The organism is Nocardioides sp. YR527, from assembly GCF_900101045.1.
Lineage (GTDB): Bacteria > Actinomycetota > Actinomycetes > Propionibacteriales > Nocardioidaceae > Nocardioides.
In genome coordinates this window covers 557856-579243 of the sequence record NZ_FNFN01000005.1, presented here as the reverse complement: position 1 = coordinate 579243, position 21388 = coordinate 557856, and the positions used below count along the sequence as shown (strand labels likewise).

15 protein-coding genes are annotated in these 21388 nt (G+C 70.2%); 2 read left to right on the top strand and 13 right to left on the bottom strand.

Annotation, left to right across the window (positions count from 1 at the left end):
- Positions 1-2: 2 nt before the first annotated feature.
- A complete protein-coding gene (locus tag BLT25_RS18245; RefSeq protein WP_218131400.1) occupies positions 3-2036 on the bottom strand; it encodes a glycosyltransferase in 2034 nt (677 codons plus the stop codon).
- A gap of 162 nt (positions 2037-2198) precedes the next feature.
- Here BLT25_RS18245 and BLT25_RS18240 point away from each other — a divergent pair, with 162 nt between their 5' ends.
- Positions 2199-4289, top strand: coding sequence for a SpoIIE family protein phosphatase (locus tag BLT25_RS18240; protein WP_091048787.1), 2091 nt, complete (start codon positions 2199-2201; stop codon positions 4287-4289).
- Between the two features lie 11 nt (positions 4290-4300).
- On the opposite strand, the gene BLT25_RS18235 is transcribed toward BLT25_RS18240, so the two are convergent.
- The 6 genes from BLT25_RS18235 to BLT25_RS18210 all read right to left on the bottom strand — a co-directional run bounded on the left by BLT25_RS18235 (position 4301) and on the right by BLT25_RS18210 (position 10713).
- Positions 4301-5263, bottom strand: a complete 963-nt coding sequence (locus tag BLT25_RS18235; protein ID WP_091048786.1) for a GNAT family N-acetyltransferase — start codon at positions 5261-5263, stop codon at positions 4301-4303.
- Positions 5264-5329: 66 nt separating this feature from the next.
- Entirely contained in the window at positions 5330-5761 is a 432-nt protein-coding gene (locus tag BLT25_RS18230) for a DUF5990 family protein (protein WP_091048784.1), read from the bottom strand.
- 15 nt (positions 5762-5776) lie between these two features.
- Positions 5777-8038 (bottom strand): transglycosylase domain-containing protein, encoded by a 2262-nt coding sequence (locus BLT25_RS18225; RefSeq protein ID WP_256328660.1) that lies wholly within the window; start codon positions 8036-8038, stop codon positions 5777-5779.
- Between the two features lie 196 nt (positions 8039-8234).
- Positions 8235-8660 carry a ribonuclease domain-containing protein gene (locus tag BLT25_RS18220; RefSeq protein ID WP_091048779.1) on the bottom strand — a complete coding sequence of 142 codons (426 nt, stop codon included), beginning with the start codon at positions 8658-8660 and terminating at the stop codon, positions 8235-8237.
- 110 nt (positions 8661-8770) lie between these two features.
- Entirely contained in the window at positions 8771-9424 is a 654-nt protein-coding gene (locus BLT25_RS18215; protein ID WP_091048776.1) for a response regulator, read from the bottom strand.
- Positions 9421-10713, bottom strand: a complete 1293-nt coding sequence (locus BLT25_RS18210) for a sensor histidine kinase (protein ID WP_091048773.1) — start codon at positions 10711-10713, stop codon at positions 9421-9423. Before BLT25_RS18210 ends, BLT25_RS18215 begins: the two co-directional genes overlap by 4 nt.
- Positions 10714-10831: 118 nt before the next feature.
- On the opposite strand from BLT25_RS18210, the gene BLT25_RS18205 reads away from it, so the two are divergent.
- The gene (locus BLT25_RS18205) at positions 10832-11584 is read left to right on the top strand and encodes a GAP family protein (protein WP_091048771.1); all 753 of its coding nucleotides are present in this window, start codon (positions 10832-10834) and stop codon (positions 11582-11584) included.
- Between the two features lie 2 nt (positions 11585-11586).
- Here the strand turns inward: BLT25_RS18205 and BLT25_RS18200 are convergent, their stop codons facing one another.
- The 6 genes from BLT25_RS18200 to BLT25_RS18175 form a co-directional block, all read right to left on the bottom strand.
- A complete protein-coding gene (locus tag BLT25_RS18200) occupies positions 11587-12432 on the bottom strand; it encodes a hypothetical protein (protein WP_143033785.1) in 846 nt (281 codons plus the stop codon).
- A gap of 31 nt (positions 12433-12463) precedes the next feature.
- Positions 12464-15235, bottom strand: coding sequence for a family 78 glycoside hydrolase catalytic domain (locus tag BLT25_RS18195; protein ID WP_091048767.1), 2772 nt, complete (start codon positions 15233-15235; stop codon positions 12464-12466).
- 57 nt (positions 15236-15292) lie between these two features.
- Positions 15293-18457 carry a family 78 glycoside hydrolase catalytic domain gene (locus tag BLT25_RS18190; RefSeq protein WP_091048765.1) on the bottom strand — a complete coding sequence of 1055 codons (3165 nt, stop codon included), beginning with the start codon at positions 18455-18457 and terminating at the stop codon, positions 15293-15295.
- A 92-nt stretch (positions 18458-18549) separates the two neighbouring features.
- A complete protein-coding gene (locus BLT25_RS18185) occupies positions 18550-19155 on the bottom strand; it encodes a LutC/YkgG family protein (RefSeq protein WP_091048762.1) in 606 nt (201 codons plus the stop codon).
- Entirely contained in the window at positions 19148-20608 is a 1461-nt protein-coding gene (locus tag BLT25_RS18180; RefSeq protein WP_091048761.1) for a lactate utilization protein B, read from the bottom strand. The genes BLT25_RS18185 and BLT25_RS18180 overlap by 8 nt, the downstream gene beginning before the upstream one ends.
- The gene (locus BLT25_RS18175; protein WP_091048758.1) at positions 20605-21345 is read right to left on the bottom strand and encodes a (Fe-S)-binding protein; all 741 of its coding nucleotides are present in this window, start codon (positions 21343-21345) and stop codon (positions 20605-20607) included. The genes BLT25_RS18180 and BLT25_RS18175 overlap by 4 nt, the downstream gene beginning before the upstream one ends.
- Between the last annotated feature and the right edge of the window lie 43 nt (positions 21346-21388).

Below are 21388 nucleotides of genomic sequence, written 5' to 3'. Positions count from 1 at the left end.
GCTCACTGCTCCTTCTCGCTGTTGGCGGGGACCGATGTGCTCGGACGGTAGAGCGCGGCCTTCACGATCACGCTGAGCACAACGAGGCTGTAGAGCACCCAGACGACGTTGATGCCGACGCCCCAGAGCGTCGGGGGCTCACCGAGCGCGAACTGGTCCGCTTCGGGAACGACCAGGTGCAGCACGCCTGCCAGCACGGCGAGGACCATGGCCGCCATGAACGCGAGCTGGGGCCAGATGAGTCGTACCGGAAAGCGGGCCGAGGCGACGCGCCTCTTCTCCGTGACGGAGAAGTCGAGCGGTCTGCCGAACCAGACGTTGGCGGCTGCGGTGGTCATGGCCCGGATCCAGATGGGGAAGAGCGCGAGGGTGTATTGCTGGCCTCGCCAGGTCTTGGTCCCATATCCGACGAGCGCGAACAGCAGCTGGTTCAGCACGAAGTACGGCACGAAGAACGCCAGGAACGTCGAGCCCCACGCCTTCACCGGTGTCACGCCCATCGTCAGGTAGAGGATCGGCGCCGAGAGGAACGCGAGGGCGGCGAAGCCGGTGAGATAGCTCCACATGGTCGCGAAGTAGCTGAACCGCTGACCGAGCTGAAGGCCGCGGAGCGTCAGCGGGTTCCGTTTCAACAAGACCTGCATCGTGCCTTGCGCCCACCTCAGTCGCTGCTTGAGCATCGTTCCGAGATCCTCGGGAGCGAGGCCTCGAGCGAGGATCTCGTGGTGATAGACCGACTTCCAGCCCTGACTGTGCAGCAGCATGCAGGTCTCCATGTCCTCCGTGACGGACAAGGACGACACCGGCATCACCGGGAGCGCCTCCTGGGACCGGTCCACGTCGACGGTGCGGATGAGCGTCGAGACCCGCTCCACGGCCGCCAGCGGCGACCATTGCGGATCAGCGAGCCGACGTACGGCTTCCTCATCGGTCGGATCCTCACCGGTCTCATCGAGCGTGCTCAGCTCACCCATCTCGGCCAGGTCCGCACGGATCGCGGCGAGGTCCGCAGAGACCATCGACCGGCTGGTCGCGTCCACGGCCTGCTGGAAGTCCCAGCTGACGGACTGAACCGGTTCACCGGCGTCGATCCGCGCCAGCGCGTCAGCGGCGGACCCACGAAGGCCGGCGAGCGCGGCACGGACGACAGGATCGCCGTCGCGACCCACCGAGCGCTGTGCTCTCCCCAGCACCTGCCGGGAGACGACGAGGGCATGGCGCACCGTCCTCTCGGTCTCGCGGACGTACCCGACGATCCCGAGCTGCATCAGGGCCTCACGCCTCAGGACGGCGTTCGAGCCGCAGAAGAATGCCGCGTTCCAGCCGTCCTTGCCCTGCTGGACCGGTCCGTAGAACAGCGGCGCCTGGCTGCCGAGCGGATCCGACTCCTCGACGTTCGTGAACCACTGCGGCGACTGGACGATCGCGACGTCCTCGTCCTCGAACCAGCCGAGCATGCGCTCGAGGATCTCGGGATCGGGAATCTGGTCGGCATCGAGGATCAGGAGGAACTCGCCGGTCGTCTGGAAGAGAGCGTTGTTGAGATTGCCCGCCTTCGCGTGTCGCGACTTCCCCTGCCAGTCCGAGCTGCGCGTCAGGTAGCCGACACCGAGCTGGTCCGCGACGGCCTTCATCTCGGGTCGGTCGCCGTCGTCGAGGATCCATGTCTGGTGCGTCCAGCGGATCGCCTTGGCCGCACGTGCCGTGCTCTCGACGACGTCGATGGGCTCGTTGTAGGTCGTGATGAAGACGTCGACCGTCGCATCCGGCGCGGGTGGTGGGGCGGGCCCGCGGACCTTGATGCGCCAGACCGTGATCGCAAAGAGCGCTCCGTCGAGAAGGGCGTACGTCTCCGCGACCACCAACGGCACCGAGATCCACCAGAAATCGAGGTTGAGAGACCAGCCCCAGCGCCAGATGACGTAGGTCGTTCCGGTGAGAAGGGTGAGCACCGCGACGAGACGGATCATCGCGAGGCGGAACGCACCGATCCCCTGGGCGGTGCCTGACTTGGCCAGCGTCACTGCGTCTCTCATCCCGTCATCCACGGACGACCCGACGCCCGCGGCTCACGTCCCACCATAACCATGAACACGATGCAGATCCGTCCGCAAACGGTGCATTAGAGGCACCATGGGGGTCATACACCTGGAAACGAAGCGTCTCGAGACCAGAGACGATCGACCGAAGGAGGTCCGGTGAAGAACGAGCGCGTACGTGGTCGCCATCCCGACCGAGCGAGGACTGGTCCGGCGTACACGGAGCCGGTGACCGTCGCAGCCTTCGCGGCCGGCTATCTGCTGGCCGTCCTCCTCGGCCGAGCCACCGTCCAGCCGGAGAGCACCATCAGCATGGTCTGGCCCGCCGCGGGCGTGTCGGTGCTCTGGATCGCGGCCCGGGCACGCCGCCAGGGGGTCGTCCTCGACGTTGCCCTGATCGGCGTGCTGACCGCCGTGGGGGTCGCCGCGACCGGGGGCACGGCGACGGGGGCCGCCGCAACCGCGGTCGGCGCCGTCGTCCAGGTCACAGTAACCGGTGCGATCCTCGCGCACCGGTGCCCGCGAGTCTGGCGGAGCCGCGGCCGCAGGTCGCTGGAGCGTACGGAGCTCTGGCCGTTCTTCCTTGCGGCATTCGTCGGGCCGCTGATGTCCGCGCCTGTGGTGGGCGCCGGATCGCTCATCGCCGGCGACGGGTGGCGATGGGACGTGATCCTGCTCTGGTGCGCCCGGAACATGGGCAGCATCGTCGTTCTCTGTCCGCTCGGGTTCTCGATCAGCGAGCTGGTGGCGCGCCGCACAGATCCCGTTGGGCCGGGTCCGAGGACTCGCGCGTCAGCACCCTCGCGACCGGGTGAACAGCTTCTCGTGCTCGTGATCTCGCCGGCGCTGCATGCGCTGTGGTTCCTCGGGATGAACGACATCGCCCTGGTCTTCCCACTCCTGGCGCTCGCATGCTGGGCAGGCGTTCGGCTCCCGGCGCCGTTGGTCTCGCTGCACGGTGGGCTCGTCGCCGTCGCGTGTATCGGCATCACCGCCCTCGGCCGAGGACCGTTCCTCGGCATCGGCGACCCGATCGTCGAGATCGCCGTGTCACAGCTCTACGTCGTGCTCGTGTGCGTCATCGGCCTGGCCCTTGCCCTGGACCGCGATGCGCGTGACGTCCTCTCCGACGCGCTCGCTGACGCCCGGGACCAGGCGCAAGCCCAGGCCGATCTGTTCGGCACGATCATCAACACGATGTCCGAGGGAGTGCGCGTGGTCGACCGCGAGGGCGCGGTGATGGTGCGTAACCCGGCGGCCACCCGTCTTCTGCTGGGTGCCCACCACGCGCTCGCCACCGACGTCGACGACACTCCCACCGGCATCTCGGATGTGGCAGGGATCCGCGGCCTCGACGGCGCAGCCCTCGCGCCGACCGACCTTCCGTTCCGCCGTTCGCTGGCGGGCAGCGACGTACGAGACCTCGATCTGCTGGTGCGCCCCGCCACTGCCTTGGATGCCGCAGACGAGCGCATCGTCGCCTTCACCACGGCGAGGCTCCCCGAGTCCGCCGGGGGCGGGGTGGTCACCGTGCTCCGAGATGTCACCGCAGAGCGACAGGAGCTGCACCGGGCAGCACAGGTCCAGATGAGTCTGCTTCCTGCCGAGGCTCCTCGGATTCCGGGGTACGAGCTGGCTGCGCGGTTCGTTCCGGCCGGCTCCGTCGGCGGCGACTTCTACGACTGGCACGGGGTCGACGACGGCCTCGTGCTCACGCTCGCCGACGTCATGGGAAAGGGACCGGGGGCGGCGATCCTGGCTGCTACGACACGGTCGCTCCTGAGGGCTCATGCGGACGCCGGGGACGTGGTGACCCCGCTGGTCGCCACCGAGCAGGGCATGGTTCGAGACCTCGAGAACACGCACGCGTTCGTGACGATGTTCCGTGCGTTCCTGCACCTGCCGACCGGAGTGTTGACCTACTCGGACGCGGGACACGGGCTGGCTGCCGTCGTCGCGCCGGACGGAGCCGTACGCCGTCTGCAGGCCGGCGATCTCCCGCTGGGCGTCGCCGCTGACGTCCGGCGAACCAGCGACATCGAGAGACTGGAGCCCGGAGAGATCCTTGTGGTGGTGAGCGACGGCGTGCTCGATGCCTTGGGCGGTACGGTCGAGGACCTCTCGGGGGTGTGGCGAGAGTGTGCCGGATCGACTTCGGCTGCGGAAGCCGTCGCCGCCGCGCTGCGGCTCACCTCAGGCGGGGATATCGAGGACGACCTGACGATCCTCGCGCTGCGACGCCGCACCTAGGCAGCGTTCTGCTACCAGCGGTCGGTGCGCTGGACCTCGTGCATGAGCTCGATCTTGCGGAAGCCGAACTGCCTGTTGATGCGCTGCATCACGTCGTTGGACGGGTCGGTCCAGGTGTGGATGCTGGTGCGCTCGGGGTGGTCGCGTTGGACGGCGGCGAGGGTGGCGACCTTGAGGGCGAGGCCCAGCTTGTGGCCGCGGTGGGCGGACTTGACGAAGGTGTCGTCCTGGATGGCCTCGTCGCTGCCGTGGGCCAGGAAGATGACCGAGTAGCCGACGAGCTCGCCGGTGAGGATCTCGCGGGCGGCGGCGGTGATGCGGTCGTAGGAGCGGGCGGTGCTCTTCTCGGCCGAGCGGATGCGGTCGGCGGTGTGGGCGACCATGTCCTGCTCGGTCTTGCCCGGCATCTCCTTGCCCATCTGGTTGCGCAGGCCGACGAACTGGGCGAGCAGCTCCTCGGGGGTGCGGTCCTCCCACATCAGGAGCTCGTAGCCGAGCACCTTGAAGGGCTTGTGGGGCAGCGGGAGGTCGGCGGCGAGGTGGTCCTCGCGGCGTACGGACTTGAAGCCGAGCGCCCGCGCGAAGGCCAGGGACGACTTCGGGGGGATGGTCACCTCGGCGGTCGTCAGGGTGCGGCCGCTGGTGCGGCGTACGTCATCGGCGGCCCGCCACAGCTCGGTGCCGACCCCGCGCCAGCGGTGCACGGGGAGGACGTGGATGCCCAGCTCGACGACATGGCTCCGCTCCTCCTCCGGGAGGTCGAGCTCGGCGATGCCGATCGTCTCGCCCTGCTCCTTCGCGGCGAGGAGGACGCGGCGGCCGTGGTCGTGCGGGGTGCGCACGGAATTGGCGAGCGCCTCGAAGGTGCGATGTGACGCGTAGGGTCGGTCGAACGCCATCGATGCCGCCTCCACGGCGTACCAAGCCTTCAGAGCGGTGTCATCGTGGACGTCGACGGGGGCGATCACTGACACGGGCACTATCTAACCGTGTCGGGCAAGGTCGCGGGAAATGAGGTCCCCCAGGCAAGCGTTGACACATCATCTGGTTCGGAGCTGGAGGGCCGGCGCGGCCAGTCGTGCGCATCGCGGGCCGCCGCACTCGTCGGTGAGGTCGACGGTGGCGATGACGTGCTGCCCGGTCCGGCCGGACGCCGCCATCGGGGCGAGATCGTCGAGCATCAGTTTGGCGCGACGAAACATCGTGAACCCGTCGTTGCCCACCTCACCCCAGGTCAGATAGACGAACCTGGCTCCGCGTCGGCCCTGCACCGCGTCGCCGCGGAAGTCGAGACCCGCATCGACGTCGAGGAGCTCGATCTCGGCCTTCCAGACCGCGCTCTCGCTGTCGCCGGGCACCAGCTCGACCGGGTGCTTTCCCCGCTGGATGCCGACATGGACGTTGTGGCAGGGACCGTCGTCCAGATGCCAGGTCCGGCCTGGGAGGTTGTGGCCACGGATCTCGAGCAGCACCGTTCATCAGCCGCCTCAGAGCGGCCCGGGCTCGGTCGAGGGGTCGTCGGGATCGGGGTCCGGAGGACCGGGCGTCTTGGTCGGCGTCGGAGTCGGCGTCGGGGTCGGAGTGGGCGTCGGCGTGGGAGTCGGCGTCGGCGTCTCGGAAGGCGGCGGCGTGTTCGACGGCTCCGGCTCCTCGGTCGGCTCGGGATCCGGGCTCGGCGGGACGTAGGGTGCGTGGCCCGACTCCGGGGCGTCCCCGTCGAGCTGGGCCGGTGGCGGGAACTCTTCGTACTCGAGCTCGTCGGTCAGCGCTCCCATGATCTCGACCCAGGTGTCGGCCGGGTAGTCGGCGCCGAAGAAGGTGTCGAGCCAGCCGTCGAGGGCGCCGCTGCCCTGGCCGCGGCTGTAGGCCACGGCGGTGGAGAGCTGCGGGGTGTAGCCGACGAACCAGGCCGAGGAGACCTCGTCCTTGTCGTTGGTCGCGGTGCCGGTCTTGCCCGCGGCCGGCTGGACGACGGCGCTGGCCGCCTGGCCGGTGCCGCTGGAGACGACCTGCTGCAGCGAGTAGGAGGTGTCGGCGGCGACGTCCTCGTCCATCGCCCGCTTGCTGCCCGCGGTGTCGTCGTGCTCGTAGAGGACGGTGCCGTCGGCGTCGACCACCTTGGAGACGACGTAGACGTCGTTGTGCACTCCGCCGTTGGCGATCGTGGCGTAGGAGTTGGCCATGTTGATCGGGCTGACGGTCGAGTTGCCCAGCGTGAGCAGGAAGTTCTCGGGCTGCATGTCCCCACCCGACTTCATCGGGATGCCCGGGTAGGCGGGGTCGCTGCGGTCGCCGCGCGGGATGCCGGAGCGTACGGCCATGTCGTAGACGTCCTTGCTGCCGTTGGGCAGCGAGTCGGACATCTCGACGAAGGCGGTGTTGATGGACTTCTCCATGGCCGTCAGGCTGCTGACGGAGCCATAGCTGTGTCCGTTCGGGTCTGCGGCGCTCTGGCCGGAGTTGCGGACGGGCAGGCCGTTGAAGTCCTTGGGAGAGTTGCCGTCCCAGCTGTCCTTGAGCGAGTAGCCGGCCTTCAGTGCCGCCGCCATCGTGAACGCCTTCATCGTCGACCCGGCCATCGTCGAGCTGCTCGCGGCCCAGTTGATCTGGGACTCCAGGTAGTCCTGGCCACCGTAGAAGCCGCGCAGGGCGCCGGTCTTGACGTCGACCGTCGCCGCGCCGACGTGCAGCTCGTCGGAGACATCGCCCTCGATGTAGGCCTTCTTGTCATCGGGACGTACGTCGTTGACCGCCTCCTCCGCGGTCCTCATCGTCTTCTTGGTCAGCGTGGTGGTGATGCGGAGCCCGCCGCCGTTGATCTCGTCCTCGGTGACCAGCGGGTTGCCCTGCTCGTCCTTGAGCTTGAGGAGCTCGTCGCGGACCAGCTTGAGCGCGTGACCCTTCTGGCCGCCGTAGCGGCTGTCGGAGCGCGGCTTCTTGAACTTCGGCAGCGACTGCTTGGCCTTCTCCCCCTCGGCGGCGTCGACCATCTCCATCTTGACCATCGAGTTGATGACGTAGCGGTAGCGGCCGTCGAGCTCGGCGACCGCCTCCTCGCCGTTGCTCGGGTCGAGGTCGTTGGGGTCGTTGAGGATCGCGGCCAGGGCGGCGGCCTCCCGGAGGGTGAGCTCCGCGGCCGGCTTGTCGAAGTAGGCGTTCGACGCGGCCTCGATGCCGTAGGCGCCACGGCCGAAGTAGATGGTGTTGAGGTAGCCGGCGAGGATGTCCTCCTTGGACTTCTGCCGGCTGATCTTCAGCGAGATGACCGCTTCCTTCACCTTGCGGGTGTAGGTGCGCTCCTGGGTGAGGTAGAGGTTCTTGACGTACTGCTGGGTGATCGTCGAGGCACCGGACTGGGCGCCGCCGGTGTTGTTGTTCACCAGCGCGCGGGCGATGCCCTTGAGGTCGATGCCGCTGTTGGTCCAGAACGTACGGTCCTCCGCGGCGACCGCGGCGTCCTTCATCAGCTGCGGAATCTCGTCATAGGGCAGCGAGTCGCGGTCCTGCGAGTCGGCGATGTAACGCCCGAGCTCGTCCTTGCCGCCGCGGTAGTAGACGAAGGAGGTCTCCTTCTCGTAGGCGGAGTTGGCGCTGGGGATCGGGATGGCGTTGTAGGCCACGATCACACCCAGGGAACCGAGAAGCGCGCACACCAGGATCACGATGAAGAAGGCCTTCAGGACCTTCTTTCCTCGCTTCTTCTTCGGCGTCGGCGTAGGTATGTATGGCGGATTGCCCTGCCAGCTCACGATGTCCCCTCCCGCGGTCACAAACGTCCCTAGAGTACGGCGGGCCGCCAGCCGCTTCGCGATCCTCGGACCCGTGTTTTCGACGTCTCAGCGGGGGCTCAGCGAGGTCTCAGGAGGTCATCAGCGTACGAATGGGCCTCCGACCTGGGCCGGCGATGCCGTGTCTGCCCAGGTCAGAGGCCCGTTTTCGAAAGGCTCAGACCAGGAAGTAGAAGGTGCTGTAGTGGTCGGGGGTGAAGTAGACGTCCCCCGTTGTGGTGTCCACCACGAGCCGGTAGGACTGGCGCTGCGCACCGCATTCACGCGGGGTCACGTCGAACTCGAGGTAGGAGTGGCCCGAGGGCAGCTCGCCCTCGTAGTTGTTGTAGGTGCCCCCGGAGAAGTTGCAGGTGCCGGTGGGCGGCCAGTCGTGCCAGCCACGGTTGGTCGGGTAGCCCAGCGAGGCCCAGACCTCGTTGGAGTCGAGGGCCTCGGCACAGCCCTTGTGGGTGCAGCTCTCGATCCAGTCGGCCTGGGCGGCGGGCGCCAGCGCGACGCTCCCGCCGAGCAGGCCGGTGGTGGCGACGAGAGCTGCGAGGAGCAGCTTGAGCATCGTGAGCACGGAGCGGTTCTTCCCGGACATGAATCCTCCAGTGTGTGCGTTACGGACGGTTGGTAATTCTGCTACCTGATCCGTCCGGATGGGGGCTTCGAAGGTCACGAACCGGTGAACTCTGGGCTGTGAGCGGGTCTTCAGATGATGTCTGCCTCGCGGGCCAGGATCGCCGCCTGGACCCGGGAGGCGACCCCGAGCTTCGCCAGGACGCGGGAGACGTGGGTCTTCGTGGTCGCCTCGGAGATCACCAGCCGCTGGGCGATGTCAGCGTTGGACAGGCCCTGCCCCAGGGCCGCGAGCACGTCCCTCTCCCGGGGAGTGAGGTCCGCGGGGAGCGGTGCCGCGGGTGTGGGCGCGGGGCCCGATCGGCCCGGTGCGCCGGCCAGCTCGGCGAGCACCCGGCGGGTGACCTCCGGGGCGACCACGCCGTCGCCCGCGGCGACGTGCCGGACCGCGTCGACCAGGTCGGACGCCTCGGCCGACTTGAGCAGGAACCCGGCCGCGCCTGCGCGGAGGGCACCGAAGACGTACTCGTCCAGGTCGAAGGTGGTGAGCACGAGTACGTCGGCGAGCCCCTCGTCGACGACCTGGCGGGTCGCGGTCACGCCGTCGGTGCCGGGCATGCGTACGTCCATCAGCACGACATCGGGTCGCAGGGCCCGCGCGTTGGCGACCGCGGTCGCGCCGTCGGCAGCCTCCCCCACCACCTCGATGTCGCCGGCGGTGGCGAGCAGCATGCGCAGACCCGCCCGGATGGCGGCATGGTCGTCGGCGAGCAGGACCCGGATCATGCGCTCGCTCCCGGCAGCGGCAGGATCGCTCGGACCCGCCAGCCGGTGCCGTCGGGGCCGGCCTCGAAGGTTCCACCGACAGCTTCGGCTCGTTCGCGCATCGACACCAGTCCAGTTCCGGTGCCGGCCTCGGCCGCAGGCTCCTTCGCGGCACCGGAATCCGTCACCTCGATCTCGAGGGCGTCGGCGGGGATCAGGCGCAGATGAGTGGTGCCGCCGCCGTGCTTGAGCACGTTGGTCAGGGACTCGCGCACGATCCGGTAGACGGCGTGGTCGACCGCGACCGGCAGCGCGAGGTCGGCGCCGTCGAGAAGCCCACCGGGGTCGTCGACCCGCAGCGGCAGGCCGGCCAGGCGCGCCTGCTCCAGGACGGGGCCGAGGTTGGCGGCACGGGAGGCGGCGGTGAGGTCCCCGGCGTCACCGGAGTCACCGGAGTCGCCGTCGGAGCGCAGGACGCGGATCATCGCGCGCATGTCGTCGAGCGAGGCCAGGCTCTCCGCCCGTACCAGCCGCAGCGCCGCCCGGTCTCGTTCCGGGTCGTGCTCACCGGCCAGCGCCGCACCCGAGGTCAGCGCGATGGCGGACAGGTGGGAGGCGACGACGTCGTGCAGGTCCCGGGCCACCGCGGAGCGCTCGGCCCGGACCGCGTCGTGCCGTTCGGCGTCGGCCAGGCGCAGCAGCGCGGCGCTGCGTTCCCGCTCGAGCCGGGCCCTGTCCTCGGCGGCGTCGGCGAGCTCGCTGCCCTGACGTACGTTGCTGCCCCACCACATCGGGGTGACGACGATCGCGAAGAGCGTGAGCGCGAGCACGATCGGGGTGCGGGGGTCCGAGGTGGCCGCGGCGGAGGCGACGACCGCCGCTGCGATGGCCACCGCGACGGCCACGGTGGTGATGCGCCGCGCCAGTGGCGACCCGTGCAGCTGGCCGGCGAAGAGCGCGTCCCAGAGCACCACCACCATCGCGATGCTGCCCCCGAGCAGCAGGTCGGCCCCGAAGCAGAGGGCGACGACGGTCTGCACCGCGAGCGGCCGGCGCCGCTTGAGCACGAGCGCCCCGGCCGCGAGGGCGAGCGGGACGAGATGCCACCACGTCGGCACGCTGTCCAGGTCGAGGCCGAACGGGTGCAGCCCGCGTACGCCGCCGACCTGTCCCAGGGCATGCAGCGCGAGACCGGCGGCGAGGACGACCACGGCGTCGAGCCAGGCCAGACGACGGTCCGCGGCGCGCAGGCTCGTGCCACCGCCGAGAAGCGCCGCGGGCAGCTGCTGCAGCAGGGTCGGGCGGTCCACGGCACCATCTCAGCACGTACGCCGCCTCCTCGGGGTCATCCGAAGGATGTATCCCCGCGCCGAAGGATCACCGGTTCGGCCGACGCGAACCGGCCCGGGCGCACGCGAGCCTCGGGGCATGGACATCGACCTCGGCCCACTCACCGGCGATCTGGGCGGCACCGCGACGTACGTCGCACTGGCGGTGCTGGCACTGATCGACTCGACCAGCTTCGGCACACTGCTGATCCCGGTGTGGTTGCTGATGGCCCCCGGCCGGGTGCGGCCCGGACGGATCCTGGTCTACCTGGGCGCGCTCGCCGGGTTCTACGCACTGCTCGGCATCGCGATCCTGCTGGGCGGCTCGGCCGTGGCCGACGCGCTCAGCGGGCTGCGCGACTCGCGTCCGCTGCTGTGGGGGCAGCTGATCCTCGGCGTCGGGCTGTTCGCGTGGAGCTTCAGGCTGGACCCGCCCGGACCGGGGAAGGAACGGGCCGATGCGCCTGAGCCGCCGCGCCGCCTGCTCCGCTGGCGCGAGCGGGCGGTCGCCTCGGAGTCGGGCTCGGCCTCGGCGCTCGCCGCGCTGGCGGTGCTCGCCGGGCTGGTCGAGGCCGCCTCGATGCTCCCTTACCTCGCCGCGATCGGAGTGATCGGGACCCAGGGGCCGGAGTGGCCGGTGTCGGGATTGTGGGTGCTCGGCTACTGCGTCGTGATGATCGCTCCGGCGCTCCTGCTCACCGCCGCGCGCGTCTTCGCCGCACCCTTGGTGGCCCGACCGCTGGCCCTTCTCGACGGCTGGCTGGCCAAGCACGCCGCCAGCGCGACGGCGTGGGCGGTGGGCATCGTGGGCTTCCTCCTCGCTCGGGCTGCGCTCGGTCCGCTCTTCGGCTGAGCTCACTCCCAGCCGCAGTAGCCGGGAAGGAAGTCGTAGAGGGCGGTCTTCTGCGCCTTGCTGAGCGGGAGGAAGTAGCTGGCGCCGTCCGGGACGTCGGGGCCGCCGACGTGGACCCGGAAGAGGCTGCCGACCTTGTCGTCGGCCAAGGCGTGCGGGTCGCACCTGGCGGGCAGGACGCGCAGCTCCAGCGTGATCGGGTCGCCCGTCATCGGGTGCGGGGCGGTCCGCGGCCAGGTGGGAGTCTCGGCGGCGAGCTGGAAGAGCACGGTGCCCTCCCAGCCGTCGAAGGTGACCTCGGGGGCCTTCTCGGTCGAGGCGAAGGTGACCGGGAGGACGAAGACGCTCTGTTTGCCTTCGCCCTCGACCCGGGGATCCCCGGCCGTGATCTCGGCCGCCTCGGTCAGGGTGCGCTCGGCGCAGTCGCGGTCGAGGAGACGGTCGACGTTGGCGTACCTGTCCTCGGCGGGGCCGGTGCTGGTGCGCCACTCCGCCGCCGCCTCGCCGGTCTCGCGCCAGGTGATGGTCACCTCGGCGTCGCCGCCCTCGCCGCACTTCCCGCGCGGCATGTCGAAGTCGAAGTCCATCTCCGGGTCGACCGGTTCCGAGCCCGTCCATCGGGCCCGGAACCGGTCGCTGCCCACCTCGAGGCGCGAGACCTCGATCGAGGAGCCGGCGTCGTTGACGAGGCGTACGAACGCCTCGCCGGTGTTGCGCTGGAGCCGGGTCTGGTCGAGGTAGGCGGTCAGCCCGTCGGGCCAGGCCGTCTCACGCGGCTCGGTCGTCCCACAGGCGGCCAGGGCCGTCCCGATCAGGAGACCCGCGGCGAGCACTGCGATTCGGCGCACTGCCGCAGGTTAGCGGAGTCACGGCGCCTGTTCATGCCCCTTTCTTGAAGGTCCAGGCACCGGAGCCGATCCGGTAGGAGGTGATGCCGTTCTCGGTGCCGAGGCGCTCCGGTGCGGTCCTGCCGGGGCCGGTGGCCAGGTAGTGGCCCGCGGGGAGGCGTACGACGGCGGTGACGTTGACCGGGATCGTGGCGCGGAGGGCGACGGTGCCGGAGTCGCTGCGGGTCCAGGCGGTGGCGACGCGGCCGCGCTGGGTCACCACCGAGCCCTGGGCGTGGGTGAGGCCGGTGGCCGGGACGCTCAGTTCGACCTCGGCGGCGCCCGGAGCGGTCGTGCGGATGCCGAGCACCGACTCGGTGATGTCGACGATGCCGCGCGAGCCCCAGCCGTGGGAGGCGCTGTTGGCCGAGCCGCTCAGCTCCCAGGCCTCGGGAGTGAAGGTGCCGCCGTCGGCGAGCCAGCCGGCCCAGCCGTAGTCGTCTTCGTTGGTCAGCAGCTTCAGGACGCCTGCACCGGCACCGGCGTCGGCGAGGGCCTCGAGCAGCACGTGGGCGGTCATCGGGCCCTGCTTCATCCCCTGGGCGGCGACCTGCTCACCGAGCGCGGGGACGTCCTGCGCCGGCGCGATGCCGAAGGCGATGGCGTACGAGGTGGCGTGCTGGCCGGCGTGGGCCGACTGGGTGCCGTCGGCGAGCAGGCCGTCGACGTAGGTCCCGTCTGTCTTGCGCAGCGTCTGGTTCATCCGGGCGGCGAGGGCGTCGGCATCGGAGTTGAGCGCGGCGACCTCCTCGGCCGGGCGGTCCAGCTCCTCGCCGATCAACGCGACCTTGCGGAGCACGTCGACGCCGAGCGCGTTGACCGTGGTCCTGGCGGCGGTGGTCATGTCGTAGCCGAAGCGGCCGTGGGCGGGCCAGTCGACGATGCCGTACAGGTACTGGCCGGAGCCGCCGGACAGGTTGGTGACCAGGCCCTGGGTCGGGCCGCTGGTGGCGATGTGACGGCGGATGTAGCCGGCGGTGGCGGTGAGGTTGTCGTAGGCGTCCTCGAGGACGGCCTTGTCGCCGGTCTCGAGGTAGTAGCGCCAGATCCAGTCGGGGACGACCTCGGTGAAGTCGGGGATGTCCCGCTTGCCGTCGCCGTTGGGGTAGACCGCGTTGTAGCGGCCGGCGTCGTTGCCGGTGGTCCAGTAGCGCTCCTGGCTGAGCAGGAACTCCCGGATCGCCTGCCGGGAGGCGACCCGCTCGCGCTGGGAGGACATCAGGCCGATCGAGATGTTGGCGGTGTCGTGCAGGAACTGGCCCTGCTCACGCGTCGGGGTGTCGACGAAGGTCTCCTGGACGGAGTAGCGCAGCGAGCGGTCCATCAGGTCCCAGACGTCGTCGAGGGTCTCGTCGGAGCTGTCGAAGGTGGCGGCGCCGTCCTCGTCGTAGGCGGTGTGGACGACGGTCGCGGTCACGTCCTCGGCGGTGATCTCCTCGCCGGCGCCCGGGACCTCGAGGTAGCGGAAGCCCAGGTGGCCGACCGCCAGGTAGTCCTGCTCGCCGGCGGCCTGGGTGTAGGGGAAGGACATGTTGGTGCTCTGCGTCGAGAGTCCCGTGGTCGAGACCCGGCCGGTGTCGGCGAGCTCGTAGCCGGCCCGGATCGGGACCTGTCGCCCGGCGACTCCGTCCTCGAAGTGCACGCCGGGTCGCGCCGGGATGATCGTGCCGAAGTCCGCGACCGGGGTGCCGTCGGCGGCTCGGAGGATGCGCTCGGGGTGGACGACGGTCTCCTCGAGCCGGGTCTGCTGGCCCTCCAGGTGGGTGAACGGCGCCACCGGGTGCGCGCCGACGACCACTGCGCCGGACCACTGGGAGTCGTCGTAGCCGGGCGCGGTCCAGTCGCCGATCTGTTGGGCCACCTGACCGTCGAGGTGCTCGATCCACAGGCCCTCGCCGTTGCGGGTGCCGACGGTGACGTACGGGCCGCGGCGGACCTTCCAGGAGCCGTCGGTGACGATCGTGGTCGTCTCGCCGTCTGCGTAGGTGAGCTCGAGCTTCAGGAGTACGCCGGGGATGCCCGCGGCGCGGCCCTGGCCGCCGCTGAACCAGTGCAGCTTGAGGCCGAGGGAGAGGGTCTCGCCGGGCGTGACCAGGTCGGTGACGTCCGCGGCCTGGTAGTAGCCCTCGCTCGGGTAGCCGAAGTTGCTCATCCGGTCGGCCTGCTCGCCGCCGAGGTAGAGCTCGGCGGTGTGGCTGGCGGCCAGGTAGCTGCGCGCGCTGACGATCCTGCCGTCCGGGACCTCGACCTCGGTGCGGGCCAGGGTCCACTCGTCGCGCTCCTGGGCGGGGTTGTCCGCGGTGCCCGGTGGCCTCCTGATCCAGCTCGCCCCGCCCCAGTCGGTGTCGCCGAGCCCGGTCTCGAAGGCGGCCTTCGCCGACCAGCGCGAGGGGTGCTTGCGGCGGTCCCAGGTCATGACCCGCCAGGTGTAGCGGCTGCCGGGCTCGAGGGTCTCACCGGCGTAGTCGACGTAGGACTGCTGCGCGGAGGTGACCTTGCCGGAGTCCCAGACGATCTCACCGCCGGCGTCGCGTACCTCGACCTTGTAGGCGCTCTGCACCTCGTTGGCGTCGCTGTCCTGCGGCAGCCAGCCGAACCGGGGCGTCAGGTCGGTGTTGAGCGGTCGGGTGACGTCGTCGACGGTCAGGCTGACGGGACTGCCGGGTGCGGTGTTGCCCGGCGCCGCCCCCGAGGGGGAGATGGCAGCCGAGAGGCTGGTGGCGACGAGGGCACTGGCGACGATCGCGGCCAGACGGAGCTTCATGGGGTCCTCCGAGCGAGTTGATACGTTCTGTGGCCGGACCGGCCACAGCCTTCAGGTTCAGCAGATTGCGCGAAGCCGATCGACCTCCGGGCTCTGCCCAGGGCTCGTGCTGATCACATGGCAGCCGGAGGGCACGTCCTGGATCACCAGGTAGGAGCCCTCACGCGTCGCGGGCACCGGGCGCCCGTCGAGGAACGCCCGCTCACCGGACGCCGACGGCACGAGCACCTCGGCCCGAGAGTTGCCCGGAACGCTCACGCCGACGTCGATGCCGCGGTCGGTCGTGGCGTACGCCGCTCCGATGCGTCCGCGGAGGGTGGGCAGGGTGACGTGTGCCCACGGGATCCCGGAGGGCTGCGGCCGGACGCGGAACTCCTCGTAGCCGGGCACCAGGGGCTCGATGCCGAACATGCCTTGAGGCACGTTGTAGGCCGGTGACGCCGCCCAGGGGTGCGACCACGTCATGTTGGACTTCAGCGAGGTGTCCCAGGCCTCCGCGGTGGCACCGGCTCCCTTCGCGATCATGTTGAGCCAGCTGCGGAGCCCCGTGCTCGTCAGCAGCTGGTGCGCGACGTCTCCCCGGTCACCGTCGTAGAGGGCCTCGAGGACGAACGCGGCACAGTAGACGCTGCAGGCCATGCCGCGGGTGCCGATGTAGTCCGCGGCGCGTTGCGCGACCTCGCCCTGGGCAAGCCCGAACGCCGTGGCGAAGACGCTGGCCTGGATCGCCCAGTGCTGGATCGGGGTGCCGTCGGCGTCGAGACCGTCACGGAAGGCACCCTTCGCCGAATCCCAGAGCCTGTCGTTGGCCGCGTTCCGGAGGCGGTCGGCGATGGCCGTGTACGTCGCCGCGTCGTCGTCATGTCCGAGCGCCGTCGCGATCTCCGCCATGTCGCGGAACGACCGGTGGCCGATCGCGTTGATGACCGTGTTGTAGGGACGGAAGACGTAGCCGTCGCGCTCGGATGCCGGCCAGTCGACGATGTCGCAGTCGGTGCAGGAGTTGGAGCCGTTGGATCCGGTGTTCTTGCGGATGAGTCCCGTGGACGGCTCCACCCACTTGAGAGGCAGCTTCTCCTGCAAGGCGGTGTAGTTGCGGGCCAGGGCCGCGGTGTCACCGGTCTGCTGCCACGAGTCGTGGAAGGCCAGGATCGTGTACATCGGCCACTCCGTCGGCCACGTCCTGCGGGTGAGCAGGTACTCCAGGGAGTAGTTGCCCAGCGTCGGGTCGCTGGAGACGAAGAAGTTGGCCATCATCTGCAGGTAGCTGTCGGCCTCATAGGCGCCGCGCTCGCGGCTCCAGGAGTCGACGTAGAGATCGTGGTTGGTGGCCTCGATCGTATTGCGGGACAGCGCCCACACGCGGTCGAGGTCGTCGTCGGCAGAGTCGAAGACCGCCTCGTCGGTGTCGAAGGGATAGACCTGCGCCAGGGCGGGGAAGTCGGCGGCACCCAGGCCGGCGGGAGCACCGATGACCTCGGCGTAGCGGAAGACCCGCATCCCCCAGGTCTCCAGGTGCTGCTCGCCTGCGCGCAGCGTCCATCTGTCCTGGTAGGTGTTGCCCGTCCGCATGGCGTATCGCACCGTCTGGGGCGCGGACAGCTCTTCGCCGAACCGGAGGTCGAGCACCTGGCCCGCCGTGCCGTCGACGTCCAGGGAGAGACCGCCGATCCACGTCCGGCCGTAGTCGATGAAGTAGTGGCCGGGCGCCTTCTCCACCACGCTGACCGGCGCCCGCAGCTGCTGCTCCACCTTCGCCGTGGGGGCGGCGCGGAGGTCATCGAAAGCCGGACGCACCGCGGCGTCGCTCCAGCCCGAGTCGTCGAAGCCCGGCTCGGCGAAACCCTCGGGCCACTGGGCCGACTGCAGGTTCTCCTTCGGCGCCGAGAAGAACGAGGTCCCGATGCTGCCGGCGGCGGGGAAGACGAGCCCACCGGAGCGGCTCCGCCACTGGGGACCGCTCACGATCGCGTCCCGGGTGCCGTCGGCGTACTCCACGACGAGTCGCCCGAGGAAGCGCCGGTCGCTGCTCGTCCAGCCGAGCACCCCGATCGCGTTCTCGGCTCCCGGCCGCAGTGCGGCGGTCACGTCGAAGCCGTCGTACCGGGCCTCGCCGCGGATCGGCTGGGTCGGGCCGAGACCGACGAACCCTCCGTTGAGCCAGGCCTTGTAGACGTACTGCCGGCCCGGCGCGGTCGAGGATGCGGTCGCATAGAGCGTGGCGGCCGCGATCGGCTTGTCGGGAAGCGTGAACTCGTGCCGGAAGAAGGCCCAGTCCTGCGATTCGACGCCGTAGACGCAGTTGGCGTTCGTGCCGACCTCGAGCCAGCCGCCCACCGCGGCGCCGCAGGCGAAGTCACTGCTGGCGGAGAAGTCGTTGGCGTAGAGGACCTCGCCGGAGGCGGAGGTGACGCTCAGGTCGTCCCACTTGTTGCGTTCGGACCCGCCCGTGCGGAAGCCGACCGAGCCGGCGGCGAAGTCGGTGAGGGTGCGGGTGTCGATCAGGGTGTCGTCCAGCCACGTGCGGATCGTGGTTCCCTCTGCCTGGATCCGCAGTCGGTAGGACGTGTCGCGGATGAGGGGCTCGGGCAGCGGCACCGAGTCGAGCTGGGTGAAGGTCCCGCCGACCCGCTTGTGGGGAGCGAAGGTGTTCACGCCGTCGCCGCGGAACTGCCACATGTAGTAGTTGCTGGCGTCCGCGGCCCGGAACGCGATGGTGGCGTTCTGGGACGTGATCCGGAAGGTGGTGTCGATGGTGACGTCATCCCAGGCGACCGCGCGGGCCGGAGCGAGCCAGATCGGCTGGGCCTGTCCCCACTCCTGACCGGGACCGGTGGTGAAGGTGGAGATGCTCGACCAGTCCGAGCCCTTTCCGCGCCCGTCCCACGTGCGTACGCGCCACTGGTAGGTCTGCTCGGGCTCGAGCGCCGGACCGGCGTAGGGCACGTTGGTGCTCGCCGAGGACCTGACGCGACCGGAGTCCCAGACCCCGGCGGCACCGATGCCCTCACTGATCCGGGCGACCTGCACGCGGTAGGCGCTCTGCGCGGCGAAGGGGACGTGCCAGGCCAGCAGCGGCGAGCTCAGGTCCTCCACGTCGCGCGGTGAGGACAGCTGCGAGACGGTGAGATGGGTCGCCGCCGCGCCGTCGACTGCAACGGCCGGGCCCGGTATCGCGACGGCGAGGGCACTGATCACGATTGCGGCCAGGCGCAGCTTCATGGTGGTCCTTCGGAGCGTGATTGATACGTTTCAGAGCACTCCGAAGACTATGACCACCGTCACACGGTCGGGAAGGGTCTGGCCGGATCCGGTCACCGTTCGCCGGCGACCAGCAGCACATGGAGGGTGCGCGGGCCGTGGACGCCTTCGACGCGGTCGAGCTCGATGTCGCTGGTGGCCGACGGGCCGCTGATCCAGGTCTGGGGGCGGGCGGGGTCGAGGAGGGCGATGGCGTCGGGGACGTCGGGCACCACCTGGTCCTCGCGGACCACACAGATGTGGGTGTCGGGGACGAGCGAGATGGCTCGGCGGCCCTGGTCGGGGGCGTGGTCGAGGACGATCGTGCCGGTCTCGGCGATGCCGACCCGGGCCTCGGTGACGACCGCCGCGATCCGGTCCAGCTCGGCCGCGGTGAGGGTGCCGTCGTCCACGATGGCATCGGGGACCCGGACCGACAGGCCGGGCGGTACGACCACCCGCCCGGCAGGCAGCGCGGCGGCGATGCGGTCCTCGAGTTCCTCGGCACCGCAGCGCTCGACCACGGCGCGGTAGTCGGCCACGCGTTCGGCGAAGAGGTCGACGACCTCGGGGGTCGCAGGCGCCAGGTCCCGCGGGGCCCTGGTCTCGACGGGCTCGACCGCCGAGCCGGCCAAGGCTTCGCGGACCCGGGCGAGGATCTCGGTGCGTGCGTCAGTCATCGGTGCCATCTTCCTTTCGGCTGCCGTCGGTGCGGCCGCCATCCGTACGCATCCACCACGCACGGAAGCTCTCCCCCGGCGCGTCCGGCAGATCGCGCGCGCCGATCCAGGCGGCGGGCCCGAAGCGGCGTGCGAAGCGCATGCCGAGACCGGTGAACCGCTCGACGACGGAGAGGCGGCGCGAGCGCCCCAGGACGTACGCCGCACCCTTCATCGCCACGGCCTCCGGCTTCGGCACACCACCTCGGTGTGCGTCGACCACCTGGGCGCGCTGGTCGACCAGGACGGAGGGGATGTCGATGCGTACCGGACAGACCTCGAAGCAGGCGCCGCACAGCGAGGACGCGTAGGGCAGCGAATCGGTCTGGTCGTCGTGCCCGACCCCCTTCAGCAAGGGGTTGAGGATGGCGCCGATCGGGCCCGGATAGACCGAGCCGTACGCATGACCGCCGGTGCGCTCGTAGACCGGGCACACGTTGAGACAGGCCGAGCAGCGGATGCAGCGCAGCGCCTGCCTGCCGACCTCGTCGGCCAGCGCGCGGGTGCGACCGTTGTCGAGCAGCACGACGTGGACTTCTTGGGGGCCGTCGCCGGGGGTGACGCCGGACCACACCGAGGTGTAGGGGTTCATCCGCTCACCGGTCGAGGACCTCGGCAGGAGCCTGAGCATCGGGTCGAGGTCCTCCCAGCGGGAGACGACCTTCTCGATGCCGACCACCGAGACCAGCACCTCGGGCAGGGTCAGGCACATCCGGCCGTTGCCCTCGGACTCGACCACGACGAGCGTGCCGGTCTCGGCGACCGCGAAGTTGGCGCCGGAGACGCCGACCTTGGCACGCAGGAACTTCTCGCGCAGGTGGTCGCGGGCCGCGGCGGCGAGGACGGCCGGCTCGTCGGTGAGGTCGTCGGGCGCCGGGCGGCCCGCGGCCGCCATCTTCGAGCGGAAGATCTCGCGGATCTCGGCCCGGTTGCGGTGGATCGCCGGGACGAGAATGTGCGATGGCAGGTCGTCGCCGAGCTGCACGATCAGCTCGGCCAGGTCGGTCTCCCAGGCCGAGATGCCCTCCTCGGCGAGCGCCTCGTTGAGCCCGATCTCCTGGGTCACCATCGACTTGACCTTCACGACCTCCTCCGCGGCATGCGCCTTCGCGATGCCCGCGACGATCGCGTTGGCCTCGGCGGCGTCACGGGCCCAGTGGACGGTCGCGCCGTTGGCGGTCAGGGTCTCCTCGAGGCGTACAAGCTGGGTGTCGAGGTCGCGCAGGGCGCGCTCCTTGACCGCGGCACCGGCCAGGCGCAGCTCCTCCCAGTCGGCGACCTCGGCGACGACCTTGGCCCGCTTGGCCCGGATGGTGCCGGTCGCGTGGGCCAGGTTGTGGCGCAGCTGGGAGTCGGCGAGGGCCTCGCGCGCGGCCTCCGGGAAGGCCGGCATGCCGACGAACGTCCCGCTCATCGCAGAACCCCCTCGGTCGAGGCGAGGATCTCGGCGAGATGGACGGTGCGTACGCCCGAACGCTGCCGGGAGAGCACGCCGCCGATGTGGGTCAGACAGGAGTTGTCGCCGGCGACCACGATCTCGGCGCCGGTCTCGCGGATGTGGCGGGCCTTGTCGGCGCCCATCGCGACCGAGGTGTCGGCGTTCTTGACCGCGAAGGTGCCGCCGAAGCCGCAGCACTGGTCGGCACCGGGCAGGTCCACGAGCCGGATCCCCCGGACCGCCTCGAGCAGCCGGCGCGGCCGGTCCCCCACCCCCAGCATCCGCAGCGAGTGGCAGGTCGGGTGGTAGGTCACCCGGTGCGGGTAGTAGGCGCCCACGTCGGTCACCCCGAGCACGTCGACGAGGAACTCGGAGAGCTCATAGACCTTCGGGGCGACCTCCGCGACGGCCCGCTCCAGGGCCTCGTCGCCGGAACGGCGAGCCACTATCGAGTGCTGGTGCCGTGCCGAGCCCGCGCACGACCCGGACGGCGTCACGACGGCGTCGTAGCCGGCGAAGGCGTCCACGAACGTACGCACCACCGGGACCGCCTCGTCCAGGTAGCCGGTGTTGACCATCGGCTGTCCGCAGCACGTCTGCGCCTGCGGGAAGTCGACCTCGACGCCCAGTCGGCGCAGGAGGCGTACGACGGCCTGACCTGTGCTCGGGTAGAGCGCGTCATTGATGCAGGTGACCATCAGCGCGACTCGCATCCGGCATGCCTCCTTCTTCCGTGCCCATCAATCAGTTCAGTAT